This is a genomic window from Shewanella sp. CG12_big_fil_rev_8_21_14_0_65_47_15 (assembly GCF_002783505.1).
Lineage (GTDB): Bacteria > Pseudomonadota > Gammaproteobacteria > Enterobacterales > Shewanellaceae > Shewanella.
The window spans coordinates 1-23,310 of sequence record NZ_PFGL01000072.1; the positions used below are offsets into that span (position 1 = coordinate 1).

Consider the following 23,310-nt stretch of genomic DNA (forward strand, 5'->3'; position numbering starts at 1 on the left):
CAAGCCTTCGCCTTGTCTAAAGCGCGTTGAACTCCCGCTGAATGAACAGATATTTAATACGATTGGTATTAAACCTTGAAGAATAAAAAAAGCCTGAGTTTGATTCAGGCTTTTTACGGTATTCAAGTGACTTAAGAACTATAAACGCATCGCCAGTTCGGCTCCTTGGCGAATGGCACGTTTGGCATCAAGCTCTGCGGCGACATCCACGCCGCCGATCAGATGTACAGGTAATCCAGAAGCTTTCATCTCATCCACCAGAGTGCGATTGGATTCTTGGCCTGCACAGAGGACAACATTGTCGACGACCAACACTTCACTCGTGTCACCCACACGAATATGCAAACCCGCATCATCAAACTTGTCATAGCTCACACCGATTTTCATCTTCACATTATGCTGCTTGAGCACAAGGCGATGGATCCATCCCGTCGTTTTACCTAACCCTTTGCCCATCTTCGAGGTTTTACGTTGCAGTAAATACACCTTACGATGAAGGCTATTGTCAGCCTGAGGTTCTGTCAGTCCGCCCGCATGTTGGTAGGTTTTATCTATGCCCCACTGCTTTAGCCATTTATCGGGATTAAGACTGCTCGACTGACTTTCACATAAATAGTGGGCCATATCAAAACCGATCCCACCGGCGCCGATCAGTGCGACTGTCTGGCCAATATTCACCTCACCCGAGAGCACTTTTTGATAATCGACCACCCGTGGATCATCAAAACCGGGCAGCACTAAATCCCGCGGGACCACCCCTGACGCTATCACCACTTCATCAAACTTTTCAGTCGCCAACACGCTAGCATCGAGGCGAGTATTTAACCGCAGATCGATTTTATGCAGCTTAATTTGGTTGATAAAATAACGAATAGTCTCGTTAAACTCTTCTTTTCCTGGGATTTTACGAGCCAGATTAAACTGACCGCCCACCTCGGATTTCGCCTCAAAAAGCACTACCTCATGGCCGCGCATCGCCGCATAGACCGAAAATGCCATCCCAGCTGGGCCTGCGCCCATCACCGCAATACGCTTCTTCTGATCTGCCTGCAAAAAATTAATTTCTGTTTCATAGCAGGCGCGAGGATTCACTAAGCAGGTCGCGCGCTTGAGGGAAAAAGTATGGTCAAGACACGCCTGATTACAGCCGATACAGGTGTTAATCAGCTCTGGCGTATTTGCCGCAGCTTTATTAACGAACTCAGGATCGGCAAGGAAAGGCCGTGCCATCGACACCATATCCGCTTGGCCTGAGGCAATGATTTGTTCGCCAATCTCTGGGGTATTAATGCGGTTTGTGGCAATTAACGGTACAGAAACCGATTTTTTAAGCTTTTCGGTCACCCAGGCAAAGGCGCCACGGGGCACACTGGTTGCAATCGTTGGCACCCTAGCCTCATGCCAACCAATGCCAGTGTTAATAATTGACACGCCCGCCTGCTCTAGCCACTGTGCCAATTGCACCACTTCATCCCAGGTTGAGCCATTATCGACTAAATCGAGCATAGAGAGGCGAAAGATAATAATAAAATCCTTACCCACTTTGGCACGAATGGCGTTAACTATCTCAATCGGGAATTTAGCCCTTTGTTCAAACACACCGCCCCATTCATCGCTGCGGGTATTAGTGCGCGCACTGACAAACTGATTGATCAAATACCCTTCAGAGCCCATGACTTCGACACCATCATAACCCGCTTTTTTCGCAAGCGCGGCAGAGTTGGCATAATCCTTAATGGTCGAGCGTACTTGACGGCTAGACATAGCCGAGGGGGTAAAAGGGGTGATCGGCGATTTAATCTTGCTCGGCGCCTGTGAAAAAGGATGATAACCGTATCGGCCCGCATGCAAAATTTGCATACAGATCTTACCGCCAGCCCCATGCACCGCTTGGGTAATGATTCGATGTTTACCCACTTGCCAAGGGAAACTTAACTGACAAGCATGGGGAGTTAATCTACCGCGAAGATTAGGGGATATTCCGCCAGTGACTATCAGGCCCACGCCGCCTAAAGCGCGCTCTTTATAAAACGCTGCCAGTTTCTCAAACCCGCCCTTTTCTTCTTCCAAGCCCGTGTGCATTGAGCCCATAAGCACGCGGTTTTTGAGCTGGGTAAATCCCAGATCTAAGGGTTCTAATAAATGGGGAAACGACATTCAAACATCCTTTTTAAACAAGTGATTTAAATGAGCATACCTTGAGTCAAATCTAAGCTCAACCGTTGGTTAGCCGCTGAAAGTTAAAAACCTTTACAATTGTGTTTAGCCTGCGGCGGCATTTTCAGTTAGCATTAGCCTATTGGACTTATAAAGGAGTGGCAGATGTCCGCTAACCCATCGTTTTTCAAGAGAATATGCTTATTTATCTGGAATATCCTTAACGGGACCCGCAAGCTTGTCCTCAATTTAATCTTTTTTGGCATTTTAGCCATTATTGTGGTCGCCATTAGCAGCAGTGAAGATATTCAAGTCGAAAACAATTCGGCACTGGTGCTCAACCTTGCAGGGAGCATTGTCGATCAAAAACAACAAGTTGATCCGATTGAGGCGGCCCTAAAACAAGGCAATAGCGGCAGTGCCGATGGTGAAATCCTATTAGCAGACGTGTTATATGTGATTGATAATGCTGCACAGGACGATAGGATCAGCACCATAGTGCTCGATTTGGCCGATCTAAAACGTGCCGGGATAAGCAAACTGCAATCCATAGGTGATGCCCTTAAGCGTTTTAAAGAAAGCGGCAAAAAAATCGTGGCCATTGGTCATTACTATGAGCAAAACCAGTATTTTCTGGCCAGTTTTGCCGATACGGTTTACCTCAATCCCCAAGGTGCAGTCTCCCTCGATGGCCTAAGTCTCTATAGTTTGTATTTCAAATCGGCACTCGAAAAACTCAAAGTCAAGGCACATATTTTCCGAGTTGGCACCTTTAAATCGGCGGTCGAGCCCTATATGCGTGACGACATGTCCGATGCCGCGAAGGAAGCCAGCAATGTATTACTCTCGGACATTTGGCAAAGCTACACGCAAACGGTAGCCTCGAATCGCAATATCGACGCCAATAGCCTTACTCTGAATGCACAAACCTATCTTAGCGAGCTCGATAAGGCCCAGGGTAATTCCGCCGCCATGGCGGTCAATATGAAGTGGGTCGATTCACTCGCCACCGACGAAGAATTCCGTAAGACCATGCTTGAAAGCGTTGGTAAAGCCAAAAGCGGTGATAGCTTCAAGCAAGTCAACTTCTATGACTATTTAACCTTAGTGACCCCACTACCTGACTTTGTCGAACAGGACAGCGTTGGCATTATTGTGGCGAGCGGCACTATCTTAAACGGCAGCCAACCCGCAGGGCAGATTGGCGGAGACAGCACAACGGAGTTACTACGTAAGGCCAGATTCGATAAGCATATTAAGGCGCTTGTCCTACGGGTCGATAGCCCTGGTGGCAGCGCCTTTGCCTCTGAGCAGATCCGACAAGAATTACTCGCGTTAAAAGCCGCGGGCAAACCTGTCGTAGTGAGCATGGGCAGCCTTGCCGCCTCCGGTGGCTATTGGATTTCGGCCAGCGCAGATTATATCTTCGCCACGCCAACCACACTGACAGGGTCCATTGGGATCTTCGGTATGATCACCACTTTTGAGGATTCCCTCGCAAGCCTGGGTGTGCACACCGATGGCGTATCGACGTCGGAGTGGGCCGGATTATCGGTTACCCGTACCCTGTCACCACAAATTGAAGCCGTGATCCAGCGCCATATAGAGCGTGGGTATTTAGACTTTATCTCATTGGTAGCCAAAGAACGTAAAATGACGTTAGAGCAAGTTGATACAATCGCCCAGGGCCGTGTTTGGAGTGGTAAAAAAGCACTAGAACTCGGGTTAGTCGATGAACTCGGCGACTTAGATCAAGCCATTGCCAAGGCAGCAAAATTGGCGGATCTAACCCTGTTCGATACCCGAATTATTGAACAGGAATTAACCCCTGAACAGCAATTTATACAGCAGATGTTTGCCTCAGTGTCGAGTTATTTGCCCGCTTCACTGAGCCAGTCTTCGGTGCTCGAGCAAATGTTGGCACAGTGGACGGGCAGTTTAAAAACCATCACATCATTTAACGATCCAAACCATGTTTATGTTTATTGCGACAACTGCGCGCTCAATTGATCCCTTTAATTGAGCCCAAAAGACATTAAGATAAAAGCCCGAACCTTCGGGCTTTTTTATTGGGTTTATGCCTGTTAAATCGTATAATTACCCCACGTGAAGCTAAGATAACCATAAGAATGACTAAACGCTCCATTTACGTCGCCTATACAGGCGGCACTATCGGAATGCAAAAAACCGGCAACGGTTTTGTCCCCGTCGCAGGATTTCTAACGCAGTGCGTACAATCTATGCCCGAGTTTTACCATGATGAAATGCCCTCATTCGTGATCCATGAATACTGTCCATTAATCGATTCATCGAACATGGCACCAACGGACTGGCAGATGATTGCCGACGATATAAAAGCTAATTATGAAGACTATGATGGTTTTGTGATCCTCCACGGCACAGATACTATGGCGTACACAGCTTCGGCCCTGTCGTTTATGCTGCAGAATTTATCGAAACCCGTGATAGTCACTGGCTCACAAATTCCCCTCGCCCAGTTGCGCTCGGATGGTCAGACCAATCTGTTAAACTCCCTGTATATCGCCGCCAATTATCCGGTAGCAGAAGTCTGTTTATTCTTTAATAACAAATTGTTCCGCGGGAATCGTTCGACTAAAGCCCACGCCGATGGGTTCGATGCCTTTGCTTCGCCTAACTTCCCTCTGCTGCTCGAAGCGGGCATTAAAATTAACCTACGTGCTGGCAAAATCGCCGTCCCCAGCGATAAACCCTTGGAAGTGGCTAATATCAGTCCACAACCTGTGGGGGTTGTGACTCTCTATCCTGGGATCTCGACTCAGATTTTCGAAAATATTCTCCAGCAGCCGGTTAAGGCACTGATATTACTGACCTTTGGTGTGGGTAATGCACCACAGGATGCCGCGTTACTGAAAACCCTTAAACAAGCGGATGAACGCGGGATAGTGTTAGTGAACCTCACCCAATGTTTCCAAGGCAAAGTCAATATGGGCGGCTATGCGACGGGTAATGCATTGGCCAAGGCGGGAGTGATTAGCGGCGCCGATATGACCATAGAAGCGGCCCTGGCCAAGTTGCATTATTTGCTCTCTAAAAATCTACAACCGAGCGAAATCAAAGCCTCTATGCTGCAAAATTTAGTCGGTGAGTTAAGCCCTGATTAATAGCTTACCATTTGTATTTAAAAGTAAAAAAGCCCATTTACATGGGCTTTTTCATTGTTCACGCTCGCTTTACAGTTCTTCCGCTTTAAACTCGGCTATCGATTCACCACGAAATTGCTTTTTCAATTCCGCTTTTGATAGCTCATTTATTTTACCACCCGCAGCAATAGTGAAATGTTCTGTCTGATCGAGCTTTCGTGCTTGATACATCATCACCACTTGCAGCGTAGACTCACGCTGGGCCTCACTCAATACACTACCATCTTCCCACTTGCCTAACTCGGCGGCACTGCGCAGCCTTTCGTAGACTTCGAGGGGCATTTGGTCGATTACTTGATTAATGTCTGTCATACACTTTTCCGCTTATGCAATACGATTCTTACGCGCGTGATAAGATAACCCACAAAACCGAACACAAAACACACTCCGGCAATATTCGCCCGCAGGCCTTCGGCGGGTTCACCACCCCAAAACCAAATCACCACCCCAGCAATAAATAACGTCATAGCAACAAAGCTTTGATTCATTAAGCTGCTGGATTTTTGTATATGGCTAATGCGGGCGAGAGACCCATTATCCCCGTCGGTTTTTGCCTGACAATAGGGACAGGATGAGGCCTTGCTCGACATACGTTTGCGACACACTGGACATTCAATTAATGCCATATTCGCCTCTCACCTATCTCAGCTTATCAACAACGGCCAGCATGGCGATTAACGAGGCTTCACCTAAATAGCTGCTGCGCTCAGGTGACCAGCCAACGAAGGGATCCGCTAGGTTGTTATTGTCTTTAAATGGCATTTCCAGCGTGTTCGATAAACACTCGAAGGTTTGCGCTACCCAATTAGAAGCCACGGTCAAATTCGCTTGGCCGGGCTCATCTTTGGCATAACCAAACTCGGTTTGGAAATCGGCGCTGGCAAGGGTCAAAGCTTGACTAAAATCGGTTTGCAGTTGCGCCAATCTCTCACTGTAAGCGGGCACGCCTTCACACCCAGCGAGAAACACATAGGGTAAACCTTCATCCCCGTGCACATCGTAAAATAAATCCACGCCCGTTTGCTGCATCTTATTGACGACATGGTAAACCTCGGGGCTTTTTTCTAAGCTTGGGTTTTGCCATTCGCGATTAAGGTTAATGCCGATGGCATTGGTCCGTAGATGGCCTCTGACACTGCCATCGGGGTTCATATTTGGCACTATATAGAAGTTTGCTTTATCCAGCAGCGCCTTAGCAGTTGGGCAATCATTATCGAGTAAGCGATTCACTAAACCTTCGACTAGCCACTCGGCCATGGTCTCACCGGGATGTTGTCTGGCGGTGATCCAAATATTACGTTTAGCATCATCGCCATTACCGACTTTCATTAAGGTAATATCACGGCCATCTAAGGTCAGGCCTAAGTGCTCTAAAGTCACATCTGGGTGTAATTGGGCACTGCTAAGCAAGTCCAAGTGACGCTCATAGCTGTATGGCGCAAAGTAAGCGATTTGAATCGCATCACAATCCAGCTCTAAGCTAATGCTGAGTGTGCCATCTTGGTACTGTGTCGGCACTCGGAACCAATGCTGGCGATCGTAACTCGCAACGGCCTGATAGTCCTGCCAACCCTTAGGATAAGATGCCGTGCCTGCATTAATAATATTTAAGGTGTATTGATTACCCACTTCACCTTCAAATCGAAAATTAAACCATTGATAAAACTCACCGCCCACATCGGGGCGAATGGCGAGTTGGATATCGTCTTTATTATCAAGGTTGACGACTTGGATATTTCCGCCATCAAAATTGGCACTGATCCGCATAATAATTCCTAATAGGTTATTCAAGTAAGGGCACTCGATGGCACTCGGCACATCTTATTTTATGGCCGATAGAATAAACCAAAAGCGCATCAGGGGAAAACGAAAGCCGTAAAATTCGGCAAAGGCTAAATCAGTCGGCCTTTTATTGACCAGCTAGGGCTAAGCGGCGAAGTGATATCACTCAGACCGTAAAACTGTAACCCTGCCCGCGCACGGTATTAATTAAATTACGTGGTAAACTGGTGTTGGCGAGTTTGCGCCTCGTGTTGCTGATATGCATATCTAAGTTACGGTCAAAGCGGCCCAGATCTTTTTGCAATACAGAACGTTGTAGCTCCTGCTTAGTGATCACTTGCCCCTTTCGCTCGAATAAATATTTAAACAATCTAAACTCTGTTTGAGTTAAATCCACTGTACGGTGTCCGATTGTGATCCGGTAGCTAGACTCATTAAAACTCACCGCACTCACTACTGTCGGCTCAACATGCGATGCCTTTGAATGGGCGAATATTCGGCGTTCGAGTGCATGCAACCGAACAATAAGTTCTTTAATACTAAAGGGTTTACAGAGATAGTCATCGGCGCCTAATTCATAACCTCTAATGCGGTCATCCTCACTATCCCGCGCCGAGATCATGATGACAGGGGTTGAACATTCCCTTGCCTTTAACAGATCAAAGCCATTCATCTGCGGCATGACTAAGTCGAGCATGATGATGTCGGGATTAAAAGCACGAATGCCTGAAAGCCCCTCAAGGCCGTTAACGGCACATTCCACTAAATGACCTTGTGCCATCAGAGCATCAGATAACCAAGTTCTGAATAAGGGATCATCATCAACCAGCAGTATTTTACTCATTCTAATATCCAAACGAGAATCGATATCATTTATATTAACATGACTATAATGATCACTCTAGTCTTAATACAAGGGTAAAAATAAGTTTCTGCTAAATTGTGATCTTAGTTACAGCTTCATCGGCAAAATAGAGCCTCAGCCCCTTTTTGTCCCATAAAAAAAGCGCCCTAGGGCGCTTTTTTCAAGTTCAGTCAGTTGACTGAAACTTATTAGAACTTAACAGTCACACCACCATAAATGGTACGGCCGATAGTGTCGTAAACTTCAGGAACTGTACCGCCATCGCTACCGTTAGAAACGGTAACTGGTTTCTCGTCAGTGAAGTTCTTCACCCCTAAGCTTACGCTGGTCATGTCATTGATATGATAAGTGCCAGAAATGTTATGGTACAGAATTGAATCAACGTCAGTACCTTCGGCCAGATCTGTCATCTCACCAATATAACGGTTGAAGTACATTACGCTCCAGTCGTCCTGACCTGCAGAGATACTGAAGTTGTTACGAACGCGAGCATAGGCTCCGAAGTTACCATCAATAGTACCAGTATAATCTTCACCATCTTGCTCAAAGTTCACTAAATAAGTGGTATCGTTATTGATTTTCCAATCTAACCCTAGGCCTTCAAAGCTATAGGCTAAGTTAAAATCGATACCACTTGTGTCCTGTGTACCTACGTTGGTTAGCGCGTTGGTAAGGTTATCTAAATTACCATTTGGACCAATGTTAAAGGTTTCACAGGCTGTTGCATCACCGGCATAACAGGCATCTAAACCAGCTTGCGTGTCCATACGAGCAATCGCATTATCTACTTTGAAACGCCAGTAGTCTAAGGTAACAGACATACCGTCAACATAGCTTGGTGAGTATACTAAACCAGCAGTATAAGACTCTGATTCTTCAGGTTGCAGATCTGGATCAGAGGTACGATTCACAAGAATCTGTGGATCTTGAGCATTACCCCATGGATCGTCTAAGTAATCGTATGAACCTGAGTTACCACCGTAGAGTTCACTTACGCTAGGTGCACGGAAGCCTGTCGCCGCCACAGTACGAAGCATCAAATCATCGGTTGCCGCATAAGTTAAACCAATTTTCCAAGTGGTTGCTTTACCAAAAGTCGAGTAATCATCTAGGCGTAGCGCGAATTCACCGGTTAATTTTTCAGTGAAAGGTACGCTCACTTCTTGGAAAATAGAAATAACGTTGTAGTTACCATCAGTAGGATCTTGTTGAGCCGATGTACTCTCACCGGCAATAACCACTTCATCTGGTGTGTAGAAACCACTTTCACGGCGGTATTCAGCACCAATCGCAAAACCTACGGCTCCTGCGCTCAGATCGAATAGTTCACCATTTAAACCAGCAGACAAGGTTTGCTGCTCGTTACCGCCTTTAGCATCTTCGGTGTAACTAATGTCGTTGATCATTTGCTGAGTTAATGGATCACCACTAAACCAAGCATCTGGGTCTGCATAGATAGATGTGGCCATATCCGAAGCGTTGATAGAGTTTTCTACCGCAGTCTTCGCTTGGTTTTTACCATAGGTATAAGTCACATCCCAGTTCATACCAGTATGAACATCTAAAGTGCCCGCTAAACCACCAGATAAACGCCAAGTGTCAGTATCCTGAGTATAAATACGAGGACCCACATCGTTAGTACGACGACGGTAGTTAACTAGACCTTTTTCGTCCGCTTTAATGCCAGCGGCAATCATGTCACTGTCTAATGTCACACAAGGAGCACCAGCAGGAACACCGGCAGCGCCACATACATTTAGCATAATATCAGCAGGTTGTGCAGCCATCTGCTGATTTGAACGGCGGTTGGTATAAATAGCGTCAGCAGTTAATACCACATCATTGCCTAACTCTTGTGTCATATTCGCGAATAAACTACGGCGTTCGCTTGGCGTTTGATAATAACTGTCTTGGGTAAAGTCATAGCCGTATGAGCGAGGCACCCAATTACCGTTAGCATCTTGAACTTTACCACCTAAAGTACCTTCAGGGATAAATGAGCTTGCACCAGGTTCAGTCCAGCTACGGTCACCTTGGATCACACCACGACGGTCAGAGTACGCCGCACCGAATGTATAGTTACCACCATCGGTATTAAAACCGTATAGCGCACTGACATCACCGCTTTGACCATCGCCCTTGTCGGTACCGCTACCGTTAAAGTCGAATTGGAAACCTTCAAAATCTTTCTTAGTGATAATGTTCACTACGCCTGCAATCGCATCAGAGCCGTAAACCGCAGAAGCGCCATCTTTCAGAATTTCAACACGGGCAATCATAGCTACAGGGATAGAGTTCAAATCCACTGAACTGTCGGCACCTGAACCTGAGTTCACCATACGACGACCGTTTAATAATACGAGTGTGCGTTGTGAGCCCATACCACGTAGGTCAACTTGCGCAACACCATCTGCGCCGTTGTTTGTGGTCGAACCAATGGCAGCCCCTGCCATAGAGGTTTGAACTTGCAGCATTTGGTCAACAGAAGTAAAACCTTCGGCTTTAATCGCTGCAGCATCAATCACGGTAACAGGAGAAGCTGTTTCCATATCTTGGCGCTGAATACGTGAACCTGTCACTTCAATACGTTCAACTTTTGCAGTCTCTTCGGCTGCAAAGGCACTTGAAGTCACAAATACACCCGCAGTGATAGAGGTAACGATAGCTAAGTTAATAGCTGATGCTACTTTGGTTCTTTTGATCATGAATGAATGCTCCCTAGATCTTACTATTATTTTTATGCTTACAGCTTGTACAACTATTGCTGTACGAGTGTTGCGCTTGATACTGAGGATTCACTTTAATTCCGTCAACGCTCAATTTTTTAACCTAAACAATTTTATTGTTATGGAATTCCGGGTGTATTGTTAATAGATGGTTTCAACTGAAATCTAAATGCCAATAAATAATCCTTTGCAGATTCTTAAACCATCAAAAAACCACAATACCAGTGATTAAAACTGTTAATAACATAACATTCGATAAACATATAAAGACTTCAGAAATGTGACATATGTCACACTTTTTAAGTTTAAAGATATAGAGTCCGCAACACATAATGTCGATTATTTATGAGGGGTTTATGCATACAAAAATACCCACACCCCGAGAAGGTCATACTTACAAAGGAAAAAATCGGCGCGAAAATGATACAAATTGAATAGTTTGTAATTTTTATGCACCACAAGAGTGCGATAAACAAGTGATTAACAATTAGGATTCAAATTAAACAGCATGACAGATTTAAAAATAACGAATTGAAATGCTTAAATTTCAATCTGATTGTGAGCAATAAATAAACGTCAATAAATCAACTGCACAACTCTTTTAAAATACTTGCTTATAAGATTAAACTTATTTCATTTTCATAACATTTCATTAATAAATGTTAATTAGGATTGCTGCTGGGTTGGAATATTAAAAACATTTCAATAAGCAAGTTTGCTATCGCAACGTCACCCTAGAATTTAAGGCAAAAAAATGGCGACCTAGGCCGCCATTTAGAAATAATACATTGTCGTTATGTTGGTTTTATGAGTTCAAAGTGTTGATAAGCACGCGCCGTAGCGATTCGACCACGGGGTGTACGCTGAATAAATCCCTGCTGAATAAGGAAAGGCTCTAGCACATCTTCAATGGTTTCACGTTCTTCACCAATGGCGGCGGCTAAGTTATCTAATCCCACGGGGCCGCCCATAAACTTATCGATAATGGCCAATAACAGCTTGCGGTCCATATAATCGAAACCTTCGTTATCTACATCCAGCAAATCCAGTGCTTGTTCCGCCACATATTGGGTCACAGCACCATCGTGTTGTACCTCGGCATAATCCCGCACCCGGCGAAGTAGACGGTTGGCAATTCTAGGCGTTCCACGGGATCGTTTAGCGATTTCCAATGCACCTTGTTTATCAATTTCCAATCCCATCACCTGCGCAGAACGTGTCACAATCGTGCTGAGATCTTTGATATTATAGAACTCTAATCGCAGTGGAATACCGAAACGTGCCCGCAGCGGTGAAGTCAAAGCTCCTGCCCGCGTGGTCGCACCCACTAAGGTAAAAGGCGGTAGGTCCAACTTAATTGAGCGTGCTGCAGGTCCCTCGCCGATCATAATATCCAACTGATAGTCTTCCATCGCAGGATATAAGATTTCCTCCACCACAGGACTTAAGCGATGGATCTCATCGATAAATAGCACATCACCGGACTCAAGATTGGTGAGCAGCGCCGCCAGATCTCCGGCTTTTTCAAGCACAGGGCCCGAGGTCGACTTGATATTGACCCCCATTTCATTGGCGACAATCATGGCCAAGGTGGTTTTTCCGAGTCCAGGCGGGCCGTAGATCAACATATGATCTAAGGCTTCGTTACGATTCTTCGCCGCTTGAATAAACACCTTCAGCTGTGCCCGTGTGTCATCTTGCCCCGTGTATTCATCGAGCAATTTAGGTCGCATTGCCCTATCGATAACATCATCTTGCGCCTGTAACTGTGGCTGAATAAGTCTATCTGCCTCAATCATCTACATTTTCCTATTACCAGATCGACAATATGGCGGTTATGGAACAATAGCCCAGAAATATGCCATCACTATGGTGGCATACCTATGATGGCAAGCTTAGTCAAAGCATCGACTTAAGAGCAGCCTTAATTAACGTCTCTGGATCCATGCCCTCTTTGTAGGCTGCAGCGACTGATTTGCTCGCCTGCGGTGGTTTATAACCGAGCGAAATCAAAGCTGAAATAGCATCTTCTTCGGCGCTATTAACTGTCGGTGCAGGAGAATAATTTGACTGCAGCACGAACTCACGCTCTGAACCTGCGGAGGCTTCCATCAAGCTCTTGAGCTTATCGCGCATTTCCACTAATAAACGCTCGGCCGTCTTCTTACCTACTCCCGGTAATTTTACAAGCGTCACTATATCATCACGCTCAACACAGCCGACAAACTCCGATGCCGTCATGCCAGAAAGAATGGTTAACGCCAATTTAGGCCCAACACCATTGGTCTTGATCAATAAGCGGAATAATGCCCGCTCCTGCTTAGTGATAAAACCGTAGAGTAGCTGGGCATCTTCGCGCACCACAAAGTGAGTGTAGATCACCGCCTCATGGTTAATTTCAGGTAATTCGTAAAAACTGGTCAGGGGCATTTGCAACTCGTAACCCACACCATTGACATCAATCAATATTTCAGGTGCTTGTTTTTCAACTAACACGCCACGTAAACGACCTATCATCTGTACCGTCCGTATGTTCTCGCCGTTGCTCGGCCACTTAATGCCACCAGACTCTGACTGGTGTGATAATGACATACCGCCACCCCAAGTGCATCGGCAGCGTCCGCTTGGGGTGCGGCGGGCAATTTCAGCAACTGTTGGATCATGTGTTGTACTTGCTCTTTCTTCGCCCGGCCCGTTCCCACCACTGCACTTTTAATTTGGGTGGCACTGTATTCTGCCACGGGCAAATTTGCCACGGTAGCGGCAACGATAGCCGCGCCCCTTGCCTGGCCTAGCTTTAACGCCGAGTCGGCATTCTTTGCCAAAAACACCCGCTCGATGGCAAATTCATCCGGTTGATATTGGCGAATAATTTCGCTTATTCCATCAAAAATTTGCTTGAGCTTTTGGGGTAATTCTTCACCCGATGTACGAATACAACCACTGCCTAAATAAATTTGGTGTCGTCCCTGGCACTGGATCACGCCGTAACCAGTGATCCGTGAACCTGGGTCAACACCTAAAATAATTGCCATTATTTGCCTTATATTGGACAGAAAAAATACCAATGTGAGCCAATGCTAACATGTCACATGGGCGGGATTAACCTAAGCTTGCCATAACCTCATCGGAAATCTCGGCATTGTGATACACCTCTTGCACATCATCATGCTCCTCGAGTGTATCGATAAGACGCATAAATTTCTCCGCGGTGTCGGCATCAAGTTCAGCCTTGGTCGAGGCGATCATCGAAATTTCCGCATTCTCACTGCTAAAACCCGCCCCATCGAGGGCATCTTTCACCGCGTAAAATTCATTAGGATCGGTAAACACATCGATAGCACCATCATCATAACTCACCACATCCTCGGCGCCCGCCTCAAGGGCCGCATCCATTAATGCATCTTCATCGGTTCCCGCCGCGTAGGAAAGCACGCCGCGTTTGGTAAACAGATAAGACACTGAACCATCTGTGCCTAAATTGCCACCGGATTTACTAAACGCATTACGCACGCCACTCACGGTACGGTTGCGGTTATCCGTCATGGTCTCGACCATCACAGCGGTGCCACCGGGGCCATAACCTTCGTAGATAATGGTTTCGAGTTGTTGACCGTCTAACTCACCGGCGCCGCGCTTAATCGCGCGCTCCACCGTATCGCGAGTCATATTGCCGCCAAGCGCCTTATCGATGGCGACACGCAGGCGTGGGTTGGAATCGGGATCTGAGCCACCTTCACGGGCGGCAACCGTTAACTCTCGGATAAATTTAGTAAACAGCTTACCGCGTTTGGCATCCTGTGCCGCTTTGCGATGTTTAATATTGGCCCACTTACTATGACCTGCCATGGGAAATCTCCTCTAGTCATAGCCATTGCACATCTTATCAATAGCCGAATATCTCACTGACTGACAAAGGTCCCATTAGGCTTCGATAACACAAGATATTGATAAGAAATGAAATGACGAAATGATAAAATAAACCGAGGCTAACGCCTCGGTTTCTGAAAAAAAACAAGCTAAAAACTATGCTTCCGTTTTAACGGCTTTTTCTACTACCGCAATCCCTAATTCAGCAAGTTGCTGTGGATTAGCAAAACCGGGGGCATTGGTCAGCGGACACGCGGCCGTGGTGGTTTTGGGGAAAGCCATCACATCACGGATCGACGTCGCTTTGGTCATCAACATGATGATACGGTCTAGACCAAACGCTAAGCCCGCATGCGGTGGTGTGCCATAACGCAGTGCTTCTAACAGGAAGCCGAACTTCTCTTTGGCTTCATCGTCGGTAATACCCAGAATACGGAATACCGCAGACTGCATTTCTTGGTTGTGGATACGCACCGAACCACCGCCTAATTCGCAGCCATTTAACACCATATCGTAGGCATCGGAAACGCGATTTGCTGGATTGGCTTCAAGTTCTGCTGCGGTTACGCCGCGCGGCGCGGTGAACGGATGGTGAACCGCGTGGAAGCTGCCGTTGATCTTCTCAAACATGGGGAAGTCAACGACCCACAGTGGACGCCATTCACCTTGGAGTAAATTAAAATCTTCACCCGCTTTCAGACGCAGTGCGCCCATAGACTCGGCAACCACAGTCGCCTGATCTGCACCAAACAGGATAATGTCGCCGGTTTGCGCGCCAGTACGGCTAATAATTTCGTTAACAATGCTCTCATTCAAGAACTTAAGCACAGGCGATTGAATGCCCTCTAAGCCAAGGCTTAGGTCATTAATCTTCATCCAGGCTAAGCCTTTAGCACCATAGATGCCAACAAACTTAGTGTAATCATCAATTTGCTTACGTGACAGTGCCGCGCCGCCCGGAATACGCAGTGCTGCAACTCGGCCTTCTTCATCGTTGGCTGGGCCTGAGAATACGGCAAATTCCACTCCTTTGAGTAAATCGGCAATGTCCACCAGCTCTAATGGGTTACGTAAATCAGGCTTATCTGAACCGAAACGACGCATGGCTTCGTTGTAGGTCATGCGTGGGAACTCACCTAAATCGACGTTCAGCATCTCAAGGAACAGGCCACGCATCATTTCTTCGGTCTTCGCCATCACTTGCTCGGACGTCATAAATGAGGTTTCGATATCGATTTGGGTGAATTCTGGCTGACGATCGGCACGTAAATCTTCGTCACGGAAGCATTTTACGATTTGATAATAACGGTCAAAGCCTGACATCATCAGCAACTGTTTAAATAGCTGTGGCGACTGTGGCAGGGCAAAGAACTGACCTTTATAAGTGCGGCTTGGCACTAAATAATCGCGGGCACCTTCTGGGGTTGCCTTGGTCAGAATTGGCGTCTCAATATCTAAGAAGCCGTTTGAGTCGAGGAAACGACGCACGGCACTGGTCACCTTAGCGCGGAACATCAAACGCTGCGCCATTTCAGGGCGACGTAAATCTAAATAACGGTACTTAAGACGCTGTTCTTCACTGTTGTTCTGGTAGTTATCCATACTCAGTGGCAGCGGATCGGCGGCATTGATAATGGTCAGTGCTTTACCTAAGACTTCAATCTCACCCGTCTTCATTTGACCATTGACTTGGCTGTCAGGACGGGCACGAACGAGACCTTTTACCTGAACACAAAACTCGGCGCGCAGCGTACTGGCAACATTAAAGACCTCAGGTAAATCTGGATCGTAAACCACTTGGACCAGACCTTCTCTGTCTCTTAAATCTAAAAAGACCACGCCACCCAAATCACGGCTACGATTAACCCAACCTACCAAGGTAACTTCTTGTCCAACGTGAGACTTATTGACGTCTCCACAATAATGACTGCGCATCTAACTCTATCCTTTATCCGGAAACCGGTGCTTTGGAAATAATCAAAACGAGATAAAAGCGGCATTATAGTCAAATAATGCCGATTACCAAAGTACTTCACTCTTAGGCGGTGAAGTATCAAACAGTTTTACGCCCTTGACTAGTAGCGAACGCACTGTCGGCGAATAAGCGTTCAAAAAAACATCAAGCTAAGCGATAGCAACGACCACCGGCACTCTTGGCTTGATACATCAGCTGATCGGCCTTTTTCAACAATCCGATGGCGGTATCGCCATCACGGGGATAGATCACTACACCTATGCTCACGGTGATATCAACATTGACTCCTTCTATGGTGAAGGGACTAGAGAGTGACTGCAGAATATTATCAGCAACTTGGGTGGCCGCATCGAGATCTTGCACACGATTTAGTAGGATCACAAACTCATCGCCACCAAAACGTGCAACCGTATCTGAGCCGCGTACCACCTTGCTCAACAACTGCGCCACTCGCACTAGCAGCTCATCTCCGATAGGGTGTCCGTAATGATCATTGATCTGCTTAAATCCGTCTAAATCGACAAATAACAGGGCAAAATGGGCCTGTTCCCTTTGGTGTGATAATAATGCCTGGGATAAACGATCGTCGAGTAAGGCACGATTGGGTAACTGAGTTAGCGCATCGTGGCTCGCGACATAGAGCAAGCGCTTTTCCGCCGTAAGGCGGCGAGTAATTTCAAGATTGAGCCTGCGATTAACGGCCAACACAGCGACCATCACAACAGATAACCCCAGTACACCTAAGAGTAAATAGCGTAACCATTGGATATATTGGCTGTTATCCGCTTCCACCGCAAAAGACACCCAATGGGAGTAGATCTGTTGTTGGCGCCTGGCATCGATCTGCGCCAGCACTTTATTGATAAGCGGCACTAATGGCTTGAACTTAGGATAAACACCAATATGGCTGTGTTGATCGGCTAAGTCACTCAGGAGCGACATCTTAAGCGAAGGATATTGGCCCGCTTTAAGCTCAGAGGCCAAGGTGACGACTTTATCAATAAACACATCGGCATGACCATTTGCCACGGCAGCAAGCCCAGCTTGAGTATCAGGGACAAGCACGAGTTTGAGCGAAGGCTGCAACGCCATAAGTTGAGCGACGAGATGATAGCCTTCGACCACAGCAACCCTCTGTCCCGCTAATTGGGCGATGTTAAAGACTGACACTTGTTCTAGTTGAGACACTAACCCCCAAGGTGATGGCCAGTAGGCATCACTGAAGGCCAACCTTTGTTGACGTTCCGCAGTTTGAGCCACACTACCCGCCAAGGCTATCTCGCCCTGCTGCAGAGCCTGAATAAGATCATGCCAATCATCGAAGGCTACGGCGGTTAACTTAAGCGGTAGTTGTTCTTGCAGCAGCTTAGCCACATCGCTATTGATCCCTGCAAATGCCCCCTTCTCATCGGTAAATTCCATAGGAGACCATTGCTTGAGATAACCCATTTTTACTTCCCCAAGGCCCTCAATATAAGCACGTTCGGCGGGGGTTAATGTAATCTGGTCATGGGCTGTCCCATTGAAGATATGATCCTTGGGATTGAGCATCCATTTTTGCTCGATATTGGCGAACTCTTGGGGACTGATGTTGCTAAAACCGTTTGCTATCCGCTGAATAAGCCCGGGATCATCGCTGCGCGCTAACACATAGATATGGGTCGAGAACTCAAGATCCGGGTACTGGTTAAAATCGGACCAACCTTTGTTGAGCAGCAAATAATGGGAAGTCCATGCACCGGAAGCAACAAACCCGACAATTTCACCCACCCTCGCCCCAGCCACCATGGCATCCATAGTGTCATAGTAACGTAATGATACCTCTGGCAGGGACTTCCTCAGGGCGACAAGATAAGGTGCCGTCGGTACGACGCCTATGCGTTTCCCCTTTAAATCTCGTAAATCCGTTAACTGCTGTTGATAGAGAAATAAACGGCTCTTAACCGTATAGAGTTGCCATACACGACTCAGCCCAGTTTTGAGATCATCGCTTTCAGGATAACCAATGTGCGCATCGGCCAAACCTTGGCGGACATCATTCACACTGGTGTTCATATCACCGGAAATAAAATCAATACCGATACCCGTTTTTTCAGACCACAATTGCCACATGTCGACATATAAACCGTGGGGTAAACCATCAACACCAAGGTCCACAAAGGGTTCGACACCAAGCTGCATCGCGATGACCAGTCCGGCTTTTTGACTGTGATAGCCAAGCCAACGACGTTCCGTCTGCTGGATAAAATGGGGATCTAATGCAGAAAAACCCTTGCTAATCTTATCGAGCAAGGCTTGATTACCTTTGAGCACGGCGGGAACAAACTGCATCGCTTTAATTTGGAGCCGTGCGGTGATAGGAAAGTTAGCCGAAATATCTTGGGATGACGAAGGGTCTTTCAAGTATCCCTCGAGTCCCGCAAACACCACAGTTTCACCCGATGAGACACCCGCAAGCAATTTTTCACGACTTTCATAACGTTTAAAGACTAATTTGGGTTCGATTCGATGTAATTCCGCCTCGTGGGAAGAACCTGCAACAATCCCAATCTGATAGGGAACCAGCTCCTTAATCGATTTTTTACCTTGCAAGGATTTGTGCAAATACAAATAAGTCCCCACATCGGCAATTGGGGTAGCAAAATCAAATATCGCTTCACGTTCAGGGGTTTTACCCATACCCAAATGTACTTGGGCTTTACCTTGCTGTAGTTGCTCGAGTGATTCATGCCAATGGCGTGCCACAAATATGACTTCCGTATGGGTTTGCTTAGCCCATTCTTTCCAGAGATCCACTAATAAACCACTCGGCTCACCGTCACTATCGACATACTGATAGGGAAAGCTGTCTTCTCCCATCACCACCACAAGAGGCATAGATGACGCATTGCTGGCCTGTCCAGCCATGCTCCAAAAACAACAGCACAAGATCACAATTAAATGGAGCACTAACTTCAAGTTGGGTCCCTAGTACCTAATGTACATGTAAAAATTTTGTTACCTTTGGCATATTAGACAAAAATTTATCGCAAATTACTAGCCTGAGACTTGCTGCTAATCAATGGGATTCGTTAAAATGCCGGGTTGAATTTTCGAGATAAACCCAGATGAACGCTTCTCAAGATACGATCTACGCTCAACCGAGTGCACACATTAGCGATTTCCAGTTTGATAACCGTGTAGCAGGTGTCTTCAGTGACATGATCCGCCGTTCGGTACCCGGATATACGCAAATTATCAATACCATAGGCGATTTTGCGAATCGTTTCGTCATACCAAATACGCAAATCTATGATTTAGGTTGTTCCCTAGGCGCCGCGACCTTGAGTATCCGTCGTCAGATCCAAGGCCGTCAGTGTCGTATCATTGCCGTAGATAATAGTGAATCTATGATCGCGCGCTGCCAAGAAAACTTAAGTGCCTATGTGAGCGACACCGATGTCGATCTGGTTTGTGGTGATATCCGTGATATCGACATTCAGAATGCCTCTTTGGTCGTGCTGAATTTTACCCTGCAATTTTTACCGCCAGAAGATAGAGATGCACTGATCGCTAAAATTTATCGTGGCCTCAATCCCGGTGGAATGCTCGTGCTATCGGAAAAAATTCGCTTCGAGGATGCCCCCATTCAAACCTTGCTTGAAGAGCAGCATTTAGATTTCAAGCGTGCCAACGGCTATAGCGAACTCGAAATTAGCCAAAAGCGCAGCGCGCTGGAAAATGTGATGAAACCCGATACCTTAAATACACATCAACAGCGCCTCACCAGCCAAGGGTTTAGTCATTTTAGCCTTTGGTTTCAATGTTTTAATTTTGCATCTATGGTGGCCATCAAGTGATCAGTTTTAGCTCATTTTACCAACAAATCGCCGATTCAAATCTGCAACATTGGCTCGAAACCCTTCCCAGTATTTTGGGCAGATGGCAACGGGAGCATAAACATGGCAACTTACCTAAATGGGAAAAAGTGCTCAATAAGCTGCACTACCCCACGCCAGATCAAGTGAATTTTATCGATAGCGTCACCGTCGGCACAGGCGAGCAACTCAGTTCTGGTGAAAAGGAAAAGCTAGAAAATCTATTGCGCCTGTTTATGCCTTGGCGTAAGGGGCCTTTTCATATTCACGGTATTCATATCGATACCGAATGGCGCAGCGATTGGAAATGGGATCGGGTAAAACAACATATTTCACCGCTCCATCATCGAACTGTACTCGATGTCGGCTGTGGCAGTGGTTATCACATGTGGCGCATGTTGGGCGCAGGTGCACAACGTGTGGTCGGTATTGATCCTTCCCCACTTTTTTTATGCCAATTTGAGGCGGTAAAACGCTTAGCGGGCAATCACCATCCTGTGCATCTTTTACCACTGGGGATTGAAGAATTACCCCCACTCGATGCCTTCGATACCGTTTTCTCAATGGGGGTGTTATATCACAGACGCTCACCTATCGATCATTTGCTGCAATTGCGGGATCAATTACGCATGGGAGGGGAGCTAGTATTAGAAACCTTAGTTATCGATGGCGATGAAAATGCCGTACTCGTTCCCGAAGATAGATATGGCAAGATGAATAATGTATGGTTTATTCCATCCGTCGCAGCCTTAATGCTCTGGTTAAAGAAGTGTGATTTCACCGACATACGCTGCGTCGATATTGATGTCACCGCCCTTGCTGAGCAGCGGCGTACCGACTGGATGCCCAATGAGTCACTGGTTGAATACCTAGATCCGACGGATATCACAAAGACGATTGAAGGTTACCCGGCGCCCAAACGTGCCACGATTATCGCGGTAAAAAACCAGCCAAATCAAGATCTAACCTAGTGGATTTAAACACGTTTTTTCTATAACAGTTGCAGAATACCTGGCCTATGCTAAGAACAACGTTAACCGCTAGTCTACTTAGCCTTTACTTACTGCCCGCTACTGTGGTACATGCAGCGCCAAGCCCTGTGCCACTGCTGGTAGAACAATGTTTGCGATTGCCCAGTATCGAGCTAACAAACGCCTTTGCCATTCTCAAGGATCGCAAAGTTGGGGCCTTAGAAAATGACGCTTTAGCCGCTGATACACCACAGGAACTGTCACTGGCGGAACAAGCCTTAGTGTTAGAACAACAGACCATAGGGCTGAATAATATCAATGACAGGTTGAAGTATTACCGCAGTTTCAACCTCTCGAGCGAGGAACGGCAAGGGCTACTGCAATGCCAGTTACACTTAGCCGACACACTCAGCAACTTAGTGGTTCAAGCTGAATTTAAACAGCTTTCCGCTGCATTAAGCCAAGGTAATCGCGAGCAAGTATTACTGAGTTCACAACTTAAGGCCTTGTTAAGTCAGCATTGGGATCTGAACTATAAAGCCAAACTGCACACAGCCCAGGCGAGTATTCGGCAAGGGTTGGCAAGCCAACAACTGAGTCTCGATATCCAAAATGTTCAATGCCAGCTCCCCACCGAGACGCAATACAACACAGGGGAAATAGACTTAGATGAGCAAACAAACGAGCCTAAGAGTGCCGATTTTTCAGGCACCATTGCCCATTATCTGCTGAAACAAACCGATCCACAGTGTCGTCAAACCGTGTGGCAGGCCTACCAAGGACGGGCGAGCGAATATAACCAGACGGCACTGAGTCGCATCGCCGTTTTATGGCAAGAGGCCGCGACTGCCGCAGGGTTTAACGATTACGCCAGTTGGCGTTTGAATTCGCAGCAGCTCTCATCCCCCACGTTAGTTAAAGCATTTCTCGACAGTCAAACAGAGGCTATCAATGTTGCCCCTTGGGATCTTGGTCGACATTTGGCAATGCTGGACGCTGCCGATGGCCCAATATTATCGACTCAGGCCATACTCAATGGAGGTTTTACGTATTTAGCCACTTTTGGACTTAAGTTTGAGCCCTTGCACCCTCAGCAACCGGGCACATTGCCAAAGCAGCAAATGGTTCGCGTCTACCATCAGCAAAGATTATTGGGTGAGCTTTATATTTCCTTCGATGAAGCACAGCATCGCAATTATCAACAGACACTGCGTCAAAGTGTCATAGGTCAGCAATTTGGGCAACAGGCCTTAGATCTCAAACCACAGCTCAGCAGTTACAAAGATATAGAGCAATTTACCCAAGCCATTGCCAAGGCCATCACTGCCCTTGCCCGGGGTAGCCACTTTTACCTCAATAATACCTTAGCCCCAACCATGGATAGCAATCAGCTACCTAGCCTGTGGCTAGCCGAAGTGCTACGCCATCAGCTTTTTCCACAGTTTGCAGCAGATTATCTCAATGAGCGGGGCTCACTTGCTAAAGCCTATGCAAAACAAATGAAAGTTTTTCGCGCTAAGGTTGCGTTAGATTTCCCCCAGGACTTAAGTACACAAAGTTACCCCGAGCTTAGTGCTGAGTTCGAAAAGAGTTTTGGCCAACCTTGGCCGCAGACTAACCATTATCAATATAGCTTCAGTGCCATCGTCAACGAAGGGCCTCTCTATTATCAGTCCCTTTGGCAGTCAGCATTAGCACAGTTCGTCTATCAAACAACCCTGAATACCCAAAATAAAGCCGATTTATTTCAGCTTCTGGTCGTCAATGAGGATGCACTCACCTTAAGCAGTCAGTTGAGTGCCTGCCTTGGTGATCCCATCGATCCCGCATCCCTCATTCAGAGAATGGCCGATGCCGTAACTGAAGGGCAAAACCAACCGCAATAAGCCCGCGCTTTACCCGTTGTAAATGCGGAATTAATTGAA

General features: G+C 46.7%; 17 protein-coding genes. 5 read left to right on the plus strand and 12 right to left on the minus strand.

Going from position 1 to position 23,310, the window contains the following annotated elements:
* Positions 1-138 precede the first annotated feature (138 nt).
* Positions 139-2,157 (minus strand): NADPH-dependent 2,4-dienoyl-CoA reductase, encoded by a 2,019-nt coding sequence (locus COW15_RS20545; protein WP_293635628.1) that lies wholly within the window; start codon positions 2,155-2,157, stop codon positions 139-141.
* A 165-nt stretch (positions 2,158-2,322) separates the two neighbouring features.
* On the opposite strand from COW15_RS20545, the gene sppA reads away from it, so the two are divergent.
* Positions 2,323-4,167 (plus strand): signal peptide peptidase SppA, encoded by a 1,845-nt coding sequence (sppA, locus tag COW15_RS20550; protein ID WP_293635630.1) that lies wholly within the window; start codon positions 2,323-2,325, stop codon positions 4,165-4,167.
* A gap of 119 nt (positions 4,168-4,286) precedes the next feature.
* Positions 4,287-5,300 (plus strand): asparaginase, encoded by a 1,014-nt coding sequence (gene ansA, locus COW15_RS20555; protein WP_293635632.1) that lies wholly within the window; start codon positions 4,287-4,289, stop codon positions 5,298-5,300.
* A 69-nt stretch (positions 5,301-5,369) separates the two neighbouring features.
* On the opposite strand, the gene COW15_RS20560 is transcribed toward ansA, so the two are convergent.
* The 11 genes from COW15_RS20560 to COW15_RS20610 form a co-directional block, all read right to left on the minus strand.
* On the minus strand, positions 5,370-5,651 hold the full coding sequence (locus COW15_RS20560; protein ID WP_198780064.1) for a DUF1315 family protein: 282 nt from the start codon (positions 5,649-5,651) through the stop codon (positions 5,370-5,372).
* Positions 5,648-5,965, minus strand: a complete 318-nt coding sequence (locus tag COW15_RS20565) for a zinc ribbon domain-containing protein (RefSeq protein ID WP_293635636.1) — start codon at positions 5,963-5,965, stop codon at positions 5,648-5,650. Before COW15_RS20565 ends, COW15_RS20560 begins: the two co-directional genes overlap by 4 nt.
* 13 nt (positions 5,966-5,978) lie before the next feature.
* On the minus strand, positions 5,979-7,106 hold the full coding sequence (locus COW15_RS20570; RefSeq protein ID WP_293635637.1) for a M14-type cytosolic carboxypeptidase: 1,128 nt from the start codon (positions 7,104-7,106) through the stop codon (positions 5,979-5,981).
* A gap of 181 nt (positions 7,107-7,287) precedes the next feature.
* Positions 7,288-7,965: a response regulator transcription factor gene (locus COW15_RS20575; RefSeq protein ID WP_293635638.1), complete on the minus strand. Its 678-nt coding sequence runs from the start codon at positions 7,963-7,965 to the stop codon at positions 7,288-7,290.
* Between the two features lie 209 nt (positions 7,966-8,174).
* The gene (locus tag COW15_RS20580; protein WP_293635639.1) at positions 8,175-10,691 is read right to left on the minus strand and encodes a TonB-dependent receptor; all 2,517 of its coding nucleotides are present in this window, start codon (positions 10,689-10,691) and stop codon (positions 8,175-8,177) included.
* Positions 10,692-11,506: 815 nt separating this feature from the next.
* The gene (ruvB, locus tag COW15_RS20585; RefSeq protein WP_293635641.1) at positions 11,507-12,511 is read right to left on the minus strand and encodes a Holliday junction branch migration DNA helicase RuvB; all 1,005 of its coding nucleotides are present in this window, start codon (positions 12,509-12,511) and stop codon (positions 11,507-11,509) included.
* A 100-nt stretch (positions 12,512-12,611) separates the two neighbouring features.
* Positions 12,612-13,229 (minus strand): Holliday junction branch migration protein RuvA, encoded by a 618-nt coding sequence (gene ruvA / locus COW15_RS20590; RefSeq protein ID WP_293635699.1) that lies wholly within the window; start codon positions 13,227-13,229, stop codon positions 12,612-12,614.
* Positions 13,226-13,747: a crossover junction endodeoxyribonuclease RuvC gene (ruvC, locus tag COW15_RS20595; RefSeq protein ID WP_293635643.1), complete on the minus strand. Its 522-nt coding sequence runs from the start codon at positions 13,745-13,747 to the stop codon at positions 13,226-13,228. Before ruvC ends, ruvA begins: the two co-directional genes overlap by 4 nt.
* A gap of 67 nt (positions 13,748-13,814) precedes the next feature.
* Positions 13,815-14,561 (minus strand): YebC/PmpR family DNA-binding transcriptional regulator, encoded by a 747-nt coding sequence (locus COW15_RS20600; RefSeq protein WP_293635645.1) that lies wholly within the window; start codon positions 14,559-14,561, stop codon positions 13,815-13,817.
* 177 nt (positions 14,562-14,738) lie between these two features.
* Positions 14,739-16,517, minus strand: a complete 1,779-nt coding sequence (gene aspS, locus COW15_RS20605; RefSeq protein WP_293635647.1) for an aspartate--tRNA ligase — start codon at positions 16,515-16,517, stop codon at positions 14,739-14,741.
* A gap of 184 nt (positions 16,518-16,701) precedes the next feature.
* Positions 16,702-19,515 carry a transporter substrate-binding domain-containing protein gene (locus COW15_RS20610; RefSeq protein WP_293635649.1) on the minus strand — a complete coding sequence of 938 codons (2,814 nt, stop codon included), beginning with the start codon at positions 19,513-19,515 and terminating at the stop codon, positions 16,702-16,704.
* A gap of 149 nt (positions 19,516-19,664) precedes the next feature.
* Here COW15_RS20610 and cmoA point away from each other — a divergent pair, with 149 nt between their 5' ends.
* Genes cmoA through COW15_RS20625 form a run of 3 tightly spaced genes read left to right on the plus strand, consistent with a single transcriptional unit; the run spans position 19,665 to position 23,271 of the window.
* On the plus strand, positions 19,665-20,396 hold the full coding sequence (cmoA, locus tag COW15_RS20615; protein ID WP_293635651.1) for a carboxy-S-adenosyl-L-methionine synthase CmoA: 732 nt from the start codon (positions 19,665-19,667) through the stop codon (positions 20,394-20,396).
* The gene (cmoB, locus tag COW15_RS20620; protein ID WP_293635653.1) at positions 20,393-21,385 is read left to right on the plus strand and encodes a tRNA 5-methoxyuridine(34)/uridine 5-oxyacetic acid(34) synthase CmoB; all 993 of its coding nucleotides are present in this window, start codon (positions 20,393-20,395) and stop codon (positions 21,383-21,385) included. The genes cmoA and cmoB overlap by 4 nt, the downstream gene beginning before the upstream one ends.
* Before the next feature lie 47 nt (positions 21,386-21,432).
* Positions 21,433-23,271 (plus strand): M3 family metallopeptidase, encoded by a 1,839-nt coding sequence (locus COW15_RS20625; protein ID WP_293635655.1) that lies wholly within the window; start codon positions 21,433-21,435, stop codon positions 23,269-23,271.
* Positions 23,272-23,310 lie beyond the last annotated feature (39 nt).

Bases quoted from the DNA above. Each gene is read 5' to 3' on its own strand.
- COW15_RS20545 (WP_293635628.1), bottom strand. From the start codon at position 2,157: ATGTCGTTTCCCCATTTATTAGAACCCTTAGATCTGGGATTTACCCAG.
- sppA (WP_293635630.1), top strand. From the start codon at position 2,323: ATGTCCGCTAACCCATCGTTTTTCAAGAGAATATGCTTATTTATCTGG.
- ansA (WP_293635632.1), top strand. From the start codon at position 4,287: ATGACTAAACGCTCCATTTACGTCGCCTATACAGGCGGCACTATCGGA.
- COW15_RS20560 (WP_198780064.1), bottom strand. From the start codon at position 5,651: ATGACAGACATTAATCAAGTAATCGACCAAATGCCCCTCGAAGTCTAC.
- COW15_RS20565 (WP_293635636.1), bottom strand. From the start codon at position 5,965: ATGGCATTAATTGAATGTCCAGTGTGTCGCAAACGTATGTCGAGCAAG.
- COW15_RS20570 (WP_293635637.1), bottom strand. From the start codon at position 7,106: ATGCGGATCAGTGCCAATTTTGATGGCGGAAATATCCAAGTCGTCAAC.
- COW15_RS20575 (WP_293635638.1), bottom strand. From the start codon at position 7,965: ATGAGTAAAATACTGCTGGTTGATGATGATCCCTTATTCAGAACTTGG.
- COW15_RS20580 (WP_293635639.1), bottom strand. From the start codon at position 10,691: ATGATCAAAAGAACCAAAGTAGCATCAGCTATTAACTTAGCTATCGTT.
- ruvB (WP_293635641.1), bottom strand. From the start codon at position 12,511: ATGATTGAGGCAGATAGACTTATTCAGCCACAGTTACAGGCGCAAGAT.
- ruvA (WP_293635699.1), bottom strand. From the start codon at position 13,229: ATGATAGGTCGTTTACGTGGCGTGTTAGTTGAAAAACAAGCACCTGAA.
- ruvC (WP_293635643.1), bottom strand. From the start codon at position 13,747: ATGGCAATTATTTTAGGTGTTGACCCAGGTTCACGGATCACTGGTTAC.
- COW15_RS20600 (WP_293635645.1), bottom strand. From the start codon at position 14,561: ATGGCAGGTCATAGTAAGTGGGCCAATATTAAACATCGCAAAGCGGCA.
- aspS (WP_293635647.1), bottom strand. From the start codon at position 16,517: ATGCGCAGTCATTATTGTGGAGACGTCAATAAGTCTCACGTTGGACAA.
- cmoA (WP_293635651.1), top strand. From the start codon at position 19,665: ATGAACGCTTCTCAAGATACGATCTACGCTCAACCGAGTGCACACATT.
- COW15_RS20625 (WP_293635655.1), top strand. From the start codon at position 21,433: ATGCTAAGAACAACGTTAACCGCTAGTCTACTTAGCCTTTACTTACTG.